The 17,149-nt window shown below is 62.3% G+C and carries 12 protein-coding genes; 8 read left to right on the forward strand and 4 right to left on the reverse strand.

The window, feature by feature from the left end; genetic code table 11:
- Positions 1–41: 41 nt before the first annotated feature.
- Positions 42–926: a glucose-1-phosphate thymidylyltransferase RfbA gene (gene rfbA, locus ABEA12_RS11340; protein WP_210101709.1), complete on the reverse strand. Its 885-nt coding sequence runs from the start codon at positions 924–926 to the stop codon at positions 42–44.
- Between the two features lie 57 nt (positions 927–983).
- Between rfbA and rfbB the strand changes: the two genes are divergently transcribed.
- On the forward strand, positions 984–2,030 hold the full coding sequence (gene rfbB, locus ABEA12_RS11345; RefSeq protein WP_210102644.1) for a dTDP-glucose 4,6-dehydratase: 1,047 nt from the start codon (positions 984–986) through the stop codon (positions 2,028–2,030).
- The gene (locus ABEA12_RS11350) at positions 2,027–3,439 is read left to right on the forward strand and encodes a sugar nucleotide-binding protein (protein ID WP_210101708.1); all 1,413 of its coding nucleotides are present in this window, start codon (positions 2,027–2,029) and stop codon (positions 3,437–3,439) included. Before rfbB ends, ABEA12_RS11350 begins: the two co-directional genes overlap by 4 nt.
- Here ABEA12_RS11350 and ABEA12_RS11355 read toward each other — a convergent pair.
- From ABEA12_RS11355 to ABEA12_RS11365, 3 genes are read right to left on the reverse strand one after another with little or no spacing between them, the layout of a single operon-like run.
- Positions 3,436–5,865 carry a transglutaminase TgpA family protein gene (locus ABEA12_RS11355; RefSeq protein WP_210101707.1) on the reverse strand — a complete coding sequence of 810 codons (2,430 nt, stop codon included), beginning with the start codon at positions 5,863–5,865 and terminating at the stop codon, positions 3,436–3,438. The two genes, ABEA12_RS11350 and ABEA12_RS11355, sit on opposite strands and share 4 nt — an antisense overlap.
- The gene (locus ABEA12_RS11360; protein WP_210101706.1) at positions 5,862–7,286 is read right to left on the reverse strand and encodes a DUF58 domain-containing protein; all 1,425 of its coding nucleotides are present in this window, start codon (positions 7,284–7,286) and stop codon (positions 5,862–5,864) included. The genes ABEA12_RS11355 and ABEA12_RS11360 overlap by 4 nt, the downstream gene beginning before the upstream one ends.
- A 32-nt stretch (positions 7,287–7,318) precedes the next feature.
- Positions 7,319–8,299, reverse strand: coding sequence for an AAA family ATPase (locus ABEA12_RS11365; RefSeq protein WP_210101705.1), 981 nt, complete (start codon positions 8,297–8,299; stop codon positions 7,319–7,321).
- A gap of 183 nt (positions 8,300–8,482) precedes the next feature.
- On the opposite strand from ABEA12_RS11365, the gene ABEA12_RS11370 reads away from it, so the two are divergent.
- The 6 genes from ABEA12_RS11370 (at position 8,483) to ABEA12_RS11395 (ending at position 17,146) form a co-directional block, all read left to right on the forward strand.
- On the forward strand, positions 8,483–9,454 hold the full coding sequence (locus ABEA12_RS11370; RefSeq protein WP_210101704.1) for a TatD family hydrolase: 972 nt from the start codon (positions 8,483–8,485) through the stop codon (positions 9,452–9,454).
- Positions 9,455–9,735: 281 nt separating this feature from the next.
- On the forward strand, positions 9,736–10,914 hold the full coding sequence (locus tag ABEA12_RS11375; protein WP_345468222.1) for a resuscitation-promoting factor: 1,179 nt from the start codon (positions 9,736–9,738) through the stop codon (positions 10,912–10,914).
- A gap of 176 nt (positions 10,915–11,090) precedes the next feature.
- Entirely contained in the window at positions 11,091–11,972 is an 882-nt protein-coding gene (rsmA, locus tag ABEA12_RS11380) for a 16S rRNA (adenine(1518)-N(6)/adenine(1519)-N(6))-dimethyltransferase RsmA (protein WP_210101703.1), read from the forward strand.
- The gene (locus ABEA12_RS11385) at positions 11,969–12,916 is read left to right on the forward strand and encodes a 4-(cytidine 5'-diphospho)-2-C-methyl-D-erythritol kinase (RefSeq protein ID WP_210101702.1); all 948 of its coding nucleotides are present in this window, start codon (positions 11,969–11,971) and stop codon (positions 12,914–12,916) included. Before rsmA ends, ABEA12_RS11385 begins: the two co-directional genes overlap by 4 nt.
- 13 nt (positions 12,917–12,929) lie before the next feature.
- A complete protein-coding gene (locus tag ABEA12_RS11390; protein ID WP_210101701.1) occupies positions 12,930–14,738 on the forward strand; it encodes an ABC-F family ATP-binding cassette domain-containing protein in 1,809 nt (602 codons plus the stop codon).
- Between the two features lie 1,661 nt (positions 14,739–16,399).
- Positions 16,400–17,146: a hypothetical protein gene (locus ABEA12_RS11395; protein WP_345468227.1), complete on the forward strand. Its 747-nt coding sequence runs from the start codon at positions 16,400–16,402 to the stop codon at positions 17,144–17,146.
- The last annotated feature ends 3 nt before the right edge of the window (positions 17,147–17,149 follow it).

A 17,149-nucleotide genomic window follows, 5' to 3' on the forward strand; every position in this document is an offset into this window, starting at 1 on the left:
GCGCCGCTGTTCTCTTGGGGCATAGAGTCCCCACGCATGGTTTAGTGGTAAGGATCCTCGAACTTCTGGGCAACCAAAGTGCGCAAGTAGTCTCCGTAGCCGCTCTTGCCCAGCTTCGCCGCGCAGGCCTCCATGGCTTCGTCATCGATCAGGCCCCGGCGCCAGGCGACTTCCTCGGGAACGCCGATCTTCAGGCCCTGGCGAGCTTCGATGGTCCGGATGAAGTTCGAGGCGTCGTTGAGTGAATCGAAGGTTCCGGTATCCAGCCACGCCGTGCCTCGGGCCAGCACGTTCACCCGCAATGACCCCTCTTCGAGGTATTGGCGGTTGATGTCAGTGATCTCCAGTTCGCCACGCGCTGAAGGCTGTAGGTCCCTAGCCCGTTCGATCACGGAGTTGTCATAGAAGTACAAACCGGGCACCGCGTAGTTGCTGCGTGGTTTCGCCGGCTTTTCCTCCAGAGACACCGCCTTGCCCTCTCCATCGAACTCCACGACACCGTAGGCGCCCGGATCCTTGACCCAGTATCCAAAGATCGAAGCGCCTCCGTCAGCGTGGAAGTCGGCAAGCTGCGAACCAAAGCCGGGCCCGTAGAAAATATTATCGCCCAGCACCAAGGCCACCGGACCGTCCCCAATATGTTCCCGGCCAATGATGAATGCCTGGGCCAGTCCGTCCGGCGATGGTTGGATGGCGTAGTCAATGCTGATTCCGAACTGCGTTCCGTCACCCAGCAACCCGCGGAACTGGTGCGCGTCCGCCGGAGTGGTGATGATCAGCACCTCGGTGATGCCCGCCAGCATCAGCGTGCTGAGCGGGTAATAGATCATGGGTTTGTCGTAAACAGGTACGAGCTGTTTTGAAATCCCACGTGTGATTGGATGCAAACGCGATCCTGTGCCCCCGGCAAGTATGATCCCCTTCATGGCACCATCCTAGACATACCTAGTCAGGCTTGGGGAGGGGGCGATAGCCTTATGACCATGGAAAGAATCCTGGTAACCGGGGGTGCGGGATTCATTGGGGCAAACTTTGTGCACTACCTGATCCGGCACTCCGACACGAAAATTACTGTTCTCGACTCGCTGACTTATGCGGGAAACCTTGAGTCATTGAGGGACGTCCCGGAATCGCGGCTGAAGGTGGTCATCGGGGACGTCGTTGATGCGCCCCTGGTTGACGAGCTGGTGGGCACTACTGATGCCGTCGTGCATTTCGCCGCAGAATCACATAACGATAATTCATTGCACGATCCGAAACCGTTCCTGGACACCAACGTGGTCGGAACCTACACGCTGCTCGAAGCCGTGCGCCGACATGATGTCCGCTTCCACCACATTTCCACCGACGAGGTCTACGGGGACCTTGAACTCGATGACCCAAACAGGTTCACCGACACCACGCCCTACAATCCTTCCAGCCCGTACTCGGCAACCAAGGCAGCCTCGGACCTTCTGGTCCGTGCCTGGGTGCGTTCGTTCGGGGTCCGTGCCACCATCAGCAACTGCTCGAACAACTACGGTCCCTACCAACACGTGGAGAAGTTCATTCCACGACAGATCACCAACATCTTGCAGGGGACGCGGCCGAAGCTTTACGGGACCGGACACAACGTGCGCGACTGGATCCACGTCGATGACCATTCCTCGGCGGTATGGGAAATCATGCGCAGGGGCACCGTGGGAAAGACCTACCTGATTGGTGCGGATGGTGAGAAGAACAATCGTGAGGTCCTTGAAATGATCCTGGGCCTCATGGGCCAAGCCACGGACGCCTTCGACACCGTCACCGACCGCGCGGGCCATGACCTGCGCTATGCCATCGACGCCAGCGTCCTGCGCGAGGAACTTGGCTGGCGTCCCGAGCACCGGGACATGGAGGCCGGACTGACCGAGACTATTTCCTGGTACCGCGAGAACGCCTGGTGGTGGGAAGACTCCAAATCCGGAACAGAGGGACGCTACCTGATGCAGGAAGTCGCGCAAACCTCCCGAACAGCCGTGCCGGCAAACGGCGTGGCGGGGAAGTGAGTGCACTGAGCGTGCAGGAAACCGGAATACCAGGGTTGCTGCTGGTGCAACTTCCCGTGCACGAGGATTCCCGCGGCTGGTTCAAGGAAAACTGGCAGCGTACCAAGATGGTGGCTGCGGGGCTTCCCGATTTCCGTCCCGTGCAAAACAACGTTTCGTTCAACAGCACCCCCGGTACAACGCGAGGCATCCACGCCGAGCCCTGGGATAAATATGTTGCCGTCATCGGCGGTGCGGTCTTCGGTGCCTGGGTGGATCTGCGCGCGGGGGAGAGCTTCGGGAAAAGTTTCAGCACCAAGTTGGGTCCCGGGCAAGCCGTTTTCGTGCCGCGAGGAGTCGGAAATGGCTTCCAGACCCTGGAACCCGACACCGGTTACAGCTACCTGGTCACGGAGCACTGGTCAGAGAAAGCCAAATCAGGGTACACCTTCCTGAATCTTGCTGATTCGTCTGTGAAAATCCCCTGGCCTATCGCGCTGGAGCTCGCGACGGTCTCCGAAGCGGACAAAACCCACCCGCAACTCGAGGAAGTCACACCTGTCCAACCTCGCAAGACCCTGGTGCTCGGCGCCAACGGCCAACTGGGTCGGGCGCTGGTAGCCGCGGCACCGTCCGATGGAACCTTCGAATTCGTGAGTCGGTCGCAACTGGACATCACTGATCAGTCGCAACTGGGCGCCGTGGATTTTTCCGGGTACAAGACAGTCATCAACGCCGCTGCATACACTTCTGTGGACGAGGCGGAAACCGCTGTGGGGCGACGCGAAGCATGGGCAACCAACGTTACCGCACTGGGGCACCTGGCCGCGGTCTGCACCGCCCATGACCTAACACTCGTCCATCTCTCAAGCGACTATGTCTTCGATGGTGAACAGGAGGTCTATACAGAGGAGGATTCCTTGTGTCCGCTGGGGGTCTACGGACAGTCCAAGGCCGCCGGCGATGCAGTGGTGTCGCAGGTTACCAAACACTATGTTGTGCGAACCAGCTGGGTGGTGGGGGACGGAAAGAACTTCGTAGCCACCATGGCCCAGCTGGCCCGCGATGGGGTGGACCCAGCGGTCATCAACGACCAGCACGGGCGCCTGAGTTTCGCCTCGGATTTGGCGCGTGGAATCCTGCACCTACTTGATTCACCGGCACCATATGGCACCTATAACCTGAGTAACGACGGTGAACCTGTTTCCTGGGAACTTGTTGCCAGGAAAGTGTTCGCGTTGCTGGGCCATGACGCGAACCGGGTGACACCGACAAGCTCCGTCGAATACCAAAAAGGCCGTATCGGAATGGCTCCTCGCCCCGCCAACAGCACGTTGGACCTCGAGAAGATCCGGGGTGCGGGATTCACCCCGCGGGACCAATTCGAGGCCTTGTCCGAGTACTTGGCGAAGGAGTCCACGGGAGTCTAATCGCTGGAGACATAGCCGACCGCCTTCAACGGACGCGGGGCAAAGAGCGAACGTGGCCATAGTGCGCGCCCTAAACGCTCCTCAGGACCGAATCCTACGGTGAAGCGGTTCTTGACCTCATCCAGGGCAGCTGCCAAGGACTCGGGGTCGGCGTGTGGCCGGCCGGGGGAATAACGCATCCGTTCATAGGCCCCTGCTAGTACCAGCAACGGCTCGCGGGTCAGGGGCCGGGTCCTGGACACACGGCGTGCGTAGTCGCCGGCTGATTCGTTGTGGCGCATGGGGCAAGAGTTATCGATGCCCAGAGCGATGAGTTCGGCCCACGCCGCGGCGGCACCGGATTCCGGGCCGGCCGATTGGCGCATGCGTGTGAGCCTGTTGGCGCGTTGGATGCGGCGGAAGGTCCAGGGCAAGGCACCGGCCACCAGCAGAACCAGCAGGATGCGTAGCAGGCCGGGCGCCGGGGAGTTTGCATCGGGCCCTGAACCGGGCGCAGCGGCTGCGGTGCTGGAAGAAGTATCGGAAGGAGAGGAATCCTTCGAGGAGTTACGTGGGTTGTCCAGCCGAGGATCCTCCAGCGCGGTGGCGGTGGGGGCGGGCAGTGCGGGGGCATATACCGGCGGGACGCCGCGTCCCGGGGTTGGTTCGAATCCTACCCAGCCGACGGAGGGGAAATATAGTTCCGGCCAGGCATGGGCGTTGCGCGAACCGACGGTGAATTCCGTCAGCTTGGCGCCTTCCTGCCCGGTGATCTCCACTCCCGTGGGAGTACCGGGGGCATACCCGGTGACCAGCCTGCTGGGGATCTCCAGCTCACGGGCCATCAGCGCCATGGTGGAGGCGAAGTGCACGCAGTAACCAGCCTTTTCCTCCAGGAAGGCGTCAATGACATGCATTCCGCTACCGTCATAGCCGTCTTCGACGGGAGTCTTTTCCGAATATGTGAACACCGTGGAGCGCAGGTAGTCCTGGATCGCGACAGCCTGCTCATAATGATCGTTCCCGGCCTTGGACACCGCATCCTTGGTGGCCTGGCGCAGCGAGTCTGGAGTGTCTTCGGGCAGTGCCAAGTATTGCTCGTCAACTTGGGCGAAGTAACCGCTCGGGATACGTGCGGAGAGATCCTTGAGCGTGGCGGAAGTGATGTCCGGCTTTACGCTCAAGACGGTGTAGTCCTCGGCTGTTGGTGTCGCATTCTCCGCTGCCCGCAATGTTCCGGTGTCCGGACTCCATCGCCAGGAATCATCGAGCCCGTTCAGCCAGATCGAATTTTCCGGCAGGGGCATCCACACACCGCGGTACTTGTCGGTGACCACCCGGGTGAACACCTGCGGGTTGGATTCAACGACGGTCGGGAACGATAGCGTCGCTAGGTTCTCGGTGACTGGGAACCTGAAAATCTCCGGATCCGGTTCCCAACGTGCGGAGGCAAGCCCCCCGATGACAGAAGTGCGAAGGTAGGTGGGGGTCTTTGAATCGGTGAAGTAGCGCAGGACGGTTCCCCGGGATCGGCTGCGCAGGTCGTTGCCCAACGCGATCATCGGGTCGATGTTGGTGGCCAATTGGCCCCAGGCCGGGCGCTTGCCCTCGGGGAGCATGCCCTTGGTGAAGCCCGGGATTGCAGCCGGGAGGACCAGCAGCGCGGCCAGCGCCCCGGCAACCAGCACCGTGCCCTGCAGCAGTGCCCTGCTTGCTTGCCGTTTGCCCGGCAGAGGTGTGCCCGGGTCCCGGCCTGCCTCGCCTAGTTCAAGGGCGCGGCGCTTGGGACCACGGGATCCATTGGCTTGCAGGCGGGATGCGGCAAGGACCAAGAGGTAGCCCACCGCGGTGATCGAGAGGGTAGCGGGTCCCGCGCCGTGCGCCTTGAACAGGGCGGCGATGGACAGCAGCATGGCCAATGGAAGTCCCGCCAAAGCAGCAGCACGGAGCTCGAAGGCCAGGGTATCGACAGCCAGTGCCACTGCGGCTGCCCAGATACACACGGAAAAGATGATCACCCCGGTGGTCTGCACCGGTGGGACCTGTGACCCCATTTGGTCGTTGGCCAGCGCCCAGACGCGTAGCAGGGCATCATAGGTCGAGGTCGTGGGGAACACGCCTAGCCAGGCTGTGGCGGAAAAGAAGAGGGTGGTCAGCAACAGCACCGCGACGATTGCCCCGGCCATCGTGGCCAGGTAGCGGCGTGCCGAAAAGACCCGCACCACGTTCGTGGACAGCACGATGCCTGCGACCACGACGCTCGCCTGGAACATCCAATCCCAGCCGCTGATGACCCCGTGCAATGAGGCCACGGAACCCAGCACCGCCACCAACGTGGCCAACACGGCGAATCCTGCGGGTTTTAAGGGCAGCGTTTTTCCGGAGCGTGCCGGGGGTGCCTGTTCCGGGTCCGGGTCTCGAGGTTTTGACAGGGTTGGCGCGCTCATGTTTGCTTCCCCAGTTCCGCCCAGGCTTCCGCCAGCGAGGAATGCGGGGTCACGGCAACGGCCGACCAACCCGCCTGTCGAAGATGCGCGATGGCGCCATGGCCCTGGTCGTGTCGGGACACCACGCAGAGCACCGTGACCCTGCTGCGCGTACCGACGACTTCGAGCCACGAATCCGCTTGGGCCCGGGTGGTTTCGCCCAGGATCAGCACCAGCCGGTCGCCGCGTTCACGCAGCCTCTCCTTCAGCGCGGCACCAAGTGTGGCGCTGGCCGGATCCCGGCGCACGGGGGCGGCGTCCTCAAGCCCCAAGGCAGCCAGGGACTGTGCCATGCGTGTGGAGGCATATGTTCCGGCGAAGAGCTCGTAGGGGTCCTCGGTGCCAGAGGCAGAGACTTCGTTGATGGAGTCCCCGCGGTGGTCGATCAAATCGATGCCGAACCCTGTGTCGGCAAGAAACGCCCCGATGTCCAACGCTGCGTGGAGCCCCCATTCGAAGCGTTTGCTTGAGTCCTTAGGCGGGGAGGTGAACTGGGGAATCGAAACCACGGGATCGGCGCCCACCCCTTGGCTCAGGAAGGCGGCCCGAGAACGATCGAGCATCAGCACGGCCCGTGGCGTGGCCCGGTAGTCCTCCTGGCGCACCATCAGTGCTCCTCTTCTTGCGGTGGCGGGCCAGTGGATGCGCCGGACCGTGTCCCCGGGCCGGTATTCGCGGGTCATCACCTCGAACGAGTCCGGGGTCAGCCGGCGGTTGGAGGAAGCCTGTCCGTGGGATCCGTGTTCACCGGGTATGCCGGTCGGTTCCAGTGCGTTGCACTGCGGCAGCGCAAGCAGTGCACTGGGCGCATCAAGGGTGGCGGGTCGTGCTGACAAACCAAAGACGTCGGCGACCTGTGCCTGGACTGGCCCGATGGAGTAGATGCCGCGGGTTGCCAGACGCAACCGGTATTCATACCAACTCCCGGAGCCTGCTGGGCCATGGCCAGAGGTGCGGGAGGGATAGCTAAAGCCGGGTCCCGCCCCGAAATCCGTCGGCAGCGTCTCGCGCAGTTGCATGATCCCGGCATCACGTCCCTCGTGCATGATATGAAGGCGCACGCGCACCCCGGAATCGGTGATCGCTTGCTGCGGGTTGAAGGTCCTGGTGACCTTAAGGTCGGCCTTTCCAAAGCGCAGCAGGAACGCGGCGAGGAGGGGAACCAGCAACAGGAAAAGGGATACCGCAAGCAATTCGCGCCGTCCCAGAAGAAACGCCCCGAGCAGTGCGATCGTCCCGGTGGCGAAGAGCCCCCAGCCACGCGCCGTCAGGAATCCCAGGTGGAGTTTGGCACGCAGCGTCACCGGCTGCTCGGTCGCTATCCGTCGGGAGCGAGAGGGGGATTCGCGGAACTCTGTGGGTTCGGCGGACTGGGTGCTCATGATCGGTGCCTGGCCAGCGGGATCCGCCGGCCCTAGCCGCGGGCCCCGGCGCGCACCGGGATAGCGTTGAGGACCGAGACGAGAACCGACTCCGCGTTGAGGCCCGCGGCCTCGGCGCGCCTGTGCAGGATCAACCGGTGCCCCAACACCTTTGTGGCGATGTTGCGCACGTCCTCGGGCAGGACGTAATCCCGGGCGTTCAGTGCGGCCTCAGCCTTTGCTGCCCGCAACAACTGCAGCAGCGAACGCGGTGAGGCGCCCAATCGGATATCGGAGTGTTCGCGCGTTGCCCGTCCCAGCGCGACGATGTATTCCTTCACCGGTTCAGAGACATACACGGCAGCCACCGTATTGATCAAGGTGTGAAGCGAGGTTAGGTCAAGGACGGGGCGCAGGTCATCGAGCGGCGAGGTCGACTGGTGGGATTCGAGCATTGCCATCTCGGCGGCGGCATCCGGATAGCCCATGGAGATCTTTGCCATGAACCGATCACGCTGTGCCTCAGGCAGCGGGAAGGTACCCTCGAGCTCGATGGGGTTCTGCGTGGCGATGACCATGAACGGGCTTTCGAGCTTGTACGTGGTTCCGTCGACGGTGACTTGGCCTTCTTCCATGCACTCCAGCAATGCCGACTGCGTCTTGGCGTTTGCCCTGTTGATCTCGTCGCCGATCACGATGTGTGCGAAGACGGGCCCCTGGCGGAACTGGAACTCGTGGGTGTTCTGGTTGAAGATCGACACCCCGGTCACATCCGAGGGCAAAAGGTCGGGGGTGAACTGGATGCGGTGCACCGTGCAGTCAACGGACTTGGCCAGCGTCTTGGCGAGCATGGTCTTACCGACCCCCGGTACATCCTCGAGCAGGAGGTGGCCTCGGGCCAGAAGGACGATCAATGCGGTGCGCGCCACCTCTGCCTTGCCGTCGATCACCGTGGCGATCCCGTCGAGCACTTGTTCGCAGACCCTGCCGAATTCGTCGGCCGGCAGGATCGGGGACTCGGTGGAAAGCGACATGCAATGTCCTCCTGGAACACTTCAGTAGGGTGGGAAGCCGGGCAAACCCCACTGACAACGATACCGCCATAGCCGTGTGCTGCGTCACGCCGCAGCGAGCCGGTTAGTTGGCGGACGTACGCTGGATGGGCGAATACGACCGCCCTGCAGGCCGCAGGGACTACCGAAAAGGACGCCGAACCCATGCCAACGTCAAATGAGCACCAGCGGGTCGGACAAACAATGGGTGTGCCGCAGGCCTACTCCCAGGCCCGCCAGAGGCAGGATGAGGAGGCGTTGCGTCGCAGCAGCACAGACGACTCCGGGCGCAAGCGCAACCTCTCCTACCCTCCGGCACCCGAGCCGTTGCCCTTCGGTGTGCCGGATAACCACACCCACATGGATTTCCGAGACGGCTCCGTGCACGTCAGCGTTGGGCAGGCTCTCGATGCGGCCAACGCAGTGGGCGTTCCTGGGGTCATCCAGGTCGGGTGCGACGTGGAATCCTCCGAATTCGCCGTGCGCGCCGCCAACGAAGATGCCCGCGTGCTGGCCGCCGTGGCAATCCATCCCAACGATGCGGCGCGCCTGGCAGAATCAGGGGACCTGGAGGCCGCGATCGAACGGATTGAGCAGCTGGCTTCCGAAGAGCGGGTGCGTGCGATCGGTGAAACCGGACTCGACTATTACCGCACCAAGGAGCCGGGCCGTCCAGCCCAGGAACACTCCTTCCGTGAGCACATCCGGATCGCCCGCACGCACGCCAAAGCCCTCCAAATCCACGATCGTGACGCACATCTCGATGTCGTTCGGGTCCTTGAGGATGAAGAGCTCCCCGATCTGGTGGTCTTCCACTGCTTCTCAGGCGATGCGCGGCTGGCGGAAATCTGCAACGAAAACGGCTGGTACATCTCCTTCTCCGGGACCGTGACATTCAAGAACTCGCTCGACCTGCGCGAAGCATTGCAGGTGGCCAGACCCGAATTAGTCCTTGTTGAGACCGATGCCCCGTTCCTCACCCCGCACCCATATCGCGGCAGGCCCAATGCCAGCTACCTGATCCCGGCGACCGTGCGGTTCATGGCCCAAACAATGGGTGCGGATCTTGAGGAATACTGCCGCACGCTGGCCGCAAACACGCGCAGGGTCTACGGGGATTTCCAACCAAGCTCGTGACCCCACCAGGAACGGAGCGCTTGCGGGCGTATTACGATTCGGTTACGGTTGATTTCTAGTAGCCGGGATCGGGGAAGGTTCCCGGGTGCATTCGCTTCTGCCTGTGACGCTGGTTCAATCCGCGCACTGCGCCTTCGACAGATGAAAAGAATCGGATCGTGCTCGCACCAATCAATGGGCACACGGAGGGCTGGGCTTGGTTCCAATCGGGATCTGCAGCCCAAAGCCGTGTCGCACTTGTTCCCCCGTGCCCGGGTTTTGAATCTTAAGTTTGGAATCCTGTGCAGAATGCCTTGAAGAGTCGCTGGGTAAAAGTCGGCGCGCAAGCAGCCGTTTTAACCGCGTTGATCCTCGGCCTGGTGATGTTCGTCGCTGGCGGTAAGACAATTGCCGTGGCCGTTGACGGTCAAAACCAGTCCGTCTCCACCCGCGCGGCCACCGTGGCCGAAGCACTGGAGGACGCATCGATCCCCGTGGGCGACCGCGACAAGATCACCCCGGCACTGGATACGCAGATCGCCGATGGCGAAGCCATCGACATCAAGCGACACAAGGAAGTCAACGTGAGCATCGACGGCGTTGACCGCGTGGTCCACACCACCGGGATGACCGTTGCCGATGTGCTGGAGCAGTTGGAGCTTTCGGACAAGGCACAGATCGAGCAGGGGCCGGCCCTGACGCTGGCTGCGCTGTCCACCCCGATCGATATTTCCACTCCCAAGAACGTATCGATCAAGGTTGACGGCAAGACGGAGAAGCTGGACACCACCGTGGATACGGTCGGCGCGGTGTTGAAGGAAGCCAAGCTCACGGTGGGCAAGGACGACGAACTCAATGCCAAGGCCTCGGATGCAATCACCGATGACATGTTGCTGAAGATCGTCCGTGTCGAGACCAAGACCGAAACCGAGACCAAGGTCGTCGCCCATGGCACCGAAACCGTCAAGGATTCCAAGGAACTGGTCGGCAAGAAGAAGACCGTGACCAAGGGCAAGAACGGGGAACGCACCCTCATCTACACCGTGACGCTGCGCGACGGCAAGGAAACCAAGCGGGAACTGGCCAGCAACAAGATCACCACCAAGGCAGTCGAGGCCGAGGTCTCCGTGGGTACCAAGGCCAAACCGAAGCCCAAGGCAGCACCGGAGAACACCTCGAAGGCCAAGTCGAAATCCGACTCGAAGTCCAAGACCACCAAGACCCCGACGAACGTTTCGGGCGCCTGGGCCGCACTGGCCAAGTGCGAATCCGGCGGCAACTGGTCGATCAACTCGGGCAACGGCTACTACGGCGGCCTGCAGTTCTCCGCCAGCAGTTGGCGCGGTGCCGGCGGCACCAAGTACGCCGCATTGCCTCACCAGGCAACACCCGGCGAGCAGATTGCCACGGCCGAGGTGCTGCGCGGCGGCGGCGGCTGGGGCCACTGGCCGGCGTGCTCCCGGAAGCTCGGCCTGCGCTAGGCCGAGGGCTCCGGGCCAGCAGGCCAGATACCCGGATGCACATGACTTCACGATGAACGGTGGGTTTCGCCAACGCGGCGGGACCCATCTTTCGTTATCCGGCGCTTGGCTCCGCGCCATGAGCACAGCGATGGCCTACGGTTCGTGGGCCACGGGCACTGAACTAAGATTGGAACGTGACTTCCGTAGAATCGACTCCGCCACCGCTGCTTGGTGCCACCGAAATTCGCCGCCTTGCCGGTGAGCTTGACGTGCGCCCCACCAAGACCCTGGGGCAGAACTTCGTCATCGACGGAAACACTATCCGGCGCATCGTGGCCTCGGCCAAGCTGGATCCGGCCGAGACAGTGCTCGAGGTCGGGCCGGGCCTCGGCTCACTGACCCTCGGCCTGCTCGACGCCGCTGCAAGGGTCGTCGCCGTGGAAATCGATCCGAAGCTCGCTGCCCGCCTGCCGCAGACCGTTGCCCAGTTCCGCCCCGGGAAGGCGCCAAACCTTACGGTGCTCCTTTCCGATGCGCTGAAGGTCACCGAGCTTGAGCACCAGCCCACCGCGCTGGTGGCCAACCTGCCCTACAACGTCGCAGTGCCCGTAGTGCTGCACCTGCTCGAGCATTTTCCCTCGCTGCAGCACGGCCTGGTCATGGTCCAGGACGAAGTTGCGGACCGCATGGTCGCGGGCCCGGGCAACAAGACCTATGGCGTCCCTTCGGTGAAGGGCGCCTGGTACGGGTCCATGCGCAAGGCCGGGGTCATCGGCATGAACGTTTTCTGGCCCGCCCCCAAGATCAACTCCGGGTTGGTGCGCTTCGAACGAGGCAACCCGCCCGAAACCACCGCAACTCGCCAAGAGGTCTTCGCCGTCATCGACGCCGCGTTCGCCCAGCGACGCAAGACGCTGCGAGCCGCCTTGGCAGGTTGGGCCGGATCCCCTGTACTGGCCGAGGCGGCTCTGCGCGGTGCAGGCATCGACCCGCAGACCCGCGGGGAGAAGCTCGACATCGCGCAGTTCGCCGCAATCGCCGAGGCCAAGGTTGATACGGAACCCGGAACACCATGACCCAATCCGTTGTTGCCCGCGCCCCGGGGAAAATCAACTGCTATTTCAAGGTCGGACCGCCACGGGCGGACGGGTACCACTCGGTGGCCAGCCTGTACATGGCGGTCTCGCTCTACGAGGACGTCTCGGCCACCGCACGCACCGATCAGGAAATCCATGTTTCGTTGCACCCGGATTCCACCGCGGTGTCTGATCCCGAGTCTTTCCCTCTGGGACCGGAAAACCTGGTGGTCAAGGCCGCAACCATGCTGCGCGAGTACACCGGGCACTACGCGGGTGTCGATTTGTGCATCACCAAGCGGGTGCCGATCGCCGGCGGAATGGGCGGGGGGTCGGCAGATGCAGCCGCCACTCTGGTGGCCTGCAACGCGCTCTGGGGCACAGGGCTGACCCGCGAGGAGCTCTCCCGCCTCGGCGCACGCCTGGGGGCGGACGTTCCCTTTGCAATGCACGGAGGCGCGGCCGTGGGCCTGGGTGTCGGAGACGAGCTTGCCCCCTTGTTGCTGCGCACCCGCACCGACTGGGTGCTGGTGCCCGCCTCCTACGGGCTGTCCACTCCTCGGGTCTATGGCATGCTCGATAGGTTGCGCGCCAATGAGGAAGTTTCCACTCCCACCGAAGTCGACCCGGCCATGATCGGGGCGCTGCTTGACGGTGAACTGGAGACACTGGCACCGTTGCTGGTCAACGACATGACCCGGGCAGCACTGGCGCTGGCTCCGGAACTCGGGGTGGTGCGCGACCTCGGCGAAGCAGCTGGGGCACTGCATGCCCTGGTCTCAGGATCCGGGCCCACCCTGGCGCTACTTGCACGCAACCAGGACCACAGCGCACAAATCATCACCCAGCTTTCCGACGAGGCGGGCGTGGCGACCTTGCCCGTCCATGGCCCGGTCCCCGGCGCCAGTATCCTGCCCGCCGTCATCATTTCCCCTCAACTCTAAGGAGCAACCCACCGTGGCCCACCTGCTCGGCGCCGAGACCGTTTCCATGTCCTTCGGCACCCGTACCGTCCTTGACTCGCTCTCCCTGGGACTCGAGGACGGAGACCGCATCGGCATGGTCGGACGCAATGGCGACGGTAAATCGACGCTCATGCGGTTGCTGGCCGGGCGCATCACCCCCGATGAGGGACGGGTGACCAAGCGAGGAGACGTCCGGGTGGCCTACCTTGACCAGAGTGACGTGCTCGACGGGCAACTCACCGTCGGCGAAGCCATTGTCGGCGAGGCAGCCGACCACGAGTGGGCCGCCAACCCGCTGGTCCGCGAGGTCATGGGTGGATTGGTCGGAGAGGTCGACTGGCACGCAGAGGTCTCATCGCTCTCCGGCGGCCAGAAGCGACGCGTCGCCCTGGCCAAGCTGCTGATCGGCGACCATGAGGTGATCATGCTCGATGAGCCCACCAACCACCTGGACGTGGAAGGGGTCGCATGGCTTGCCAAGCACCTGAAGAACCGCTGGCGCGCCAACGCCAACGGCCTGCTCGTGGTCACCCACGACCGGTGGTTCCTGGACGAGATTTGTACCAGCACCTGGGAGATCCACGACGGGACCGTCGACGCGTTCGAGGGCGGCTACGCCGCGTACGTTCTCGCCCGCGCGGAGCGCGACAAAACGGCATCCGTGGTGGAAAACAAGCGCCAGCAGCTGGTGAAGAAGGAACTTGCGTGGCTGCGTCGCGGTGCTCCGGCCCGTACCGCCAAGCCCAAGTTCCGCATCGAGGCAGCCAACACGCTGATTGCCGATGTACCTGTAGCCCGCGACACCGTGGAACTGAACAAGATGGCGACCGCCCGCCAGGGCAAGGACGTCCTTGACCTGGAGCATGTATCCCTGGACTTCGGCACGGACAAGCCACTGTTCAACAACATCACCCTGCGGCTGGCCCCGGGAGAACGCGTGGGCATCGTGGGTGTCAACGGCTCGGGCAAATCCACCCTGCTGCGCCTTCTCAACGGCGATATAGAGCCCTCCAGCGGCGTGATCAAGCGGGGCAAGACGGTGAAGACCGCGATCCTCACCCAGGAAGTTACCGAGCTCGAGGAAGTCTCCGAGATGAGACTTCTGGAGGTCATCAAGTCCGAGCGCATGTCCTTCGACGTCGGCGGCAAGGAAGTCTCCGCCGGGCAGCTGGCGGAGCAGCTTGGATTCGGCACCGACAAACAGTGGACCCCGGTGAAAGAACTCTCCGGTGGTGAGCGCCGCCGGCTGCAGCTGCTGCGCCTGCTCATTGGCGAACCCAACGTCCTGATGCTCGATGAGCCCACAAACGACCTTGATACCGATACCCTCGCCGCCATCGAAGACATGCTGGATGGATGGCCAGGAACCCTGGTGGTGGTGTCGCACGACCGCTATCTGCTCGAACGCGTCACCGACCACCAGATCGCCCTGCTGGGCGACGGCAAGATCCGTGGACTGCCCGGCGGCGTGGACCAGTACCTGGAGTTACGCTCGGGGGTGGACCCGAGCGGGAACACCGGTGCACCCACGGACAAGTCCGGCCCAGCAGGAACGCCGCAGGCTGATGGCCCCAGCGCGGCGGAAAAGCGAGAGGCCAAGAAAGAGCTGAACCGCGTTGAGCGCCAGGTGGGCAAGCTGGAAACCAAGATTGCCAAGCTACATATCCAGATCGCCGAGGCATCCGAAAAGATGGAAATCGACGCCGTCGCCAAGTTCAACGCGACTTTGCAAGATGCTGAAAGCCAAAAGGAAGAACTAGAAATGAACTGGATGGAAGCCGCGGAGATCATGGGGCAGTAGCAGGGGCCACTGACACCCCACGGCAAAGCTGGGTGAGGTCCAGGTGACTTGGATGATCCACGCCGGGCGACTGCTGAGGAGTGTTCTTGGCAGACCGTGCGTTAGGTTCCATGACACGCTTCGCGACCTTGTTGGCCCCCGTCGGGGCGCGGTCTCTAGCCCCGGATTCATATGACGACCAACCAGGTAGTGATGTTTGTCATTTTCAGAAATCGAAGGTATCGGGCTTCCAAGATTCGGGGAAGGACTCATCGGACTGCGGATGCCTTGTCTGGCGGCGCCATCTGCAATACGAACAAAAGGCGTATGCGCGGCCAGCTTTTGCAAATGCGAGCCGCCTCCTCGTACTCGAGAGCTGAGCCTTTTCGATGCCCGTGGAAGACTGCCACGGCCAGCATTTCGATGAGCTCGCAGCGGTGTGGAGAACCTTCATAGCGCACCCCCATGCCTTGCTCATCGTTTAAACGCCGGGTCGGAAGAAGGCGGGCTGTAGGGCGCCCACCTGCATCGCGAGGTAAACCTGGCAAACTAGGTCGGAATTTGCGGCGCCTGGCAAATGCCAAGCGATGTCACTTAACGAGGCGGCGGAGTCAGTTCAAGGTCCGGGCCGGCGGTGGTGATGCCGTCGACACCACCACCGCGTCGGGCAAGCACGCCTCGGGATGCTAACGGCCCCGGCGGAGCCCGAGCGTGCTTCGATCTCCGCGTTTACCATCGTTGGCCATGGACACCGCGGCGCAGGAAAGACGATCGCCAGCGTACTGTGCGCCGAGCGGGGCCTTAGTCGCCAAACCCTCTACCGCGGTGTCTCGCCGACCAATGACTTGAGAGTCGACGGGCTGAATCTACTCAGGCCGATACTGCCTGACCCCCGGCTTTAGCTCCCCATCCGGCGATACGGGCTGGAGCGAACGACCCTTTCTGAATTCCTTCACCTGATGGCCTACTGGATAGAGGGGTGCGGGAGCCACCGCTTCAGCAGCCGCTTGTGCTGGTAAGCCTGACAGGCAATGGTGCACCTGTGCAGGAACGTCGCCACGTGAATATCGGGAGAAGGTATTGAGTGCACGTGGTTCCAGTCAGAGTGAAAGCCTGCACCTCCGATATTTGGCATGCTCTTCCGCAGCGCCTACAACCAGAGCGAATAGGCACCAATGCACAGACTTGAATTCACCCGTGGTGACTTCGGGTAACCAGTCAAGAGAATTCGTGAAAAGAAAGACTGCAACGTTTTTCGTGAGCGAAATACCGGATTCTCGGGAGAGAAACGTCGGAACATGAGTAGTTCTCGAGACCATTAGGTACTGGCTACTCGTGCTTGCACTGTCTAGGTGCCTCTAGAGTACAGATTGGGGACAACAATAGATTCTGGGGGATCACTCGTGTCGTTAGCATCACAGCGTCAACTGCGGAGGAGCACTCCGACGGCGGAGCGCCATAGCGATGAAGCCCGCACGGTCACTCATAAACTTGCCCATTCCCGGGAACGATCTGGAAAAGTCTCCGGATCGGGAATGATATGGGCGCTACAAGCGGAGCCGGCGGCATGCCAGTCGCGCACTACTACGGCTAGCCCCCCAGCTGTCGCCGGCTCCTTTCTCCGCAAATTGGCTAAGCCAACAACTCGATGGTGCGCACTTCTTGGGATAGCGCTTTTGGGCTTGACTGCTTGTTCCGAGCCGTCAGGAACGCCTGGAGAGTCGACGCTCAGCGGCGAACAGCAAGCCTCGAACAGCGAATTACTGATCGCCCCGACGATGCCGACAGAATCGCCTTCCGAAGCGCAGATGCAGGAGAAAGACACCACAGAGGCTCCAGCCGTAGCCACTAAAGCACCGAAAGACGCGGCCGAGCAGCCTGCGGTAAGCGTCGCACCTACTGAAGGCCCGTCTTATGAGCCTAGTGAATCCCCTTCCTATGGAGGAGTAGCCTACGAGGCGGGCAAGAACGGTGTTGAGCAGATAGAGCGTCCTGGTCAGAGTGTGCCAGCCGATGGACGGATCGCTAGCAAACTGGCGAAGGACCGCGCTGCAGGTGCTTACGACGATGGACTGACTGTTTCCGCAAAGGTAAGTTCACAGGGCGTTGTGAAAAGCGAGGGACCCGGGTTTTTCACCGGGGCTAGTTACGCTGCGTTCGCCATCAAAGTGAACAATCAGAGCAATGCCGAGGTAGACCTGTCCAATGTAGTAATCACTGTCTTGACCGGTAAGGACGAGGAAGTCGCCCTTCCGCTTTACGGTGAAGTTGAAGCCTACGACTTCACTGGGATACTGGCGCCAGGAAAATCGACGAGCACGACATACGCCTTCCTCGTTCCTGACAGTGCCAAGGAAGCTGCCTTGCACGTTGACCTTGATTCTCGCCATGAAGCCATGGTGTTGTCCGCAAAGATCGAAGCACAATGAGTG

The organism is Paeniglutamicibacter antarcticus, assembly GCF_039544305.1.
Lineage (GTDB): Bacteria > Actinomycetota > Actinomycetes > Actinomycetales > Micrococcaceae > Paeniglutamicibacter > Paeniglutamicibacter antarcticus_C.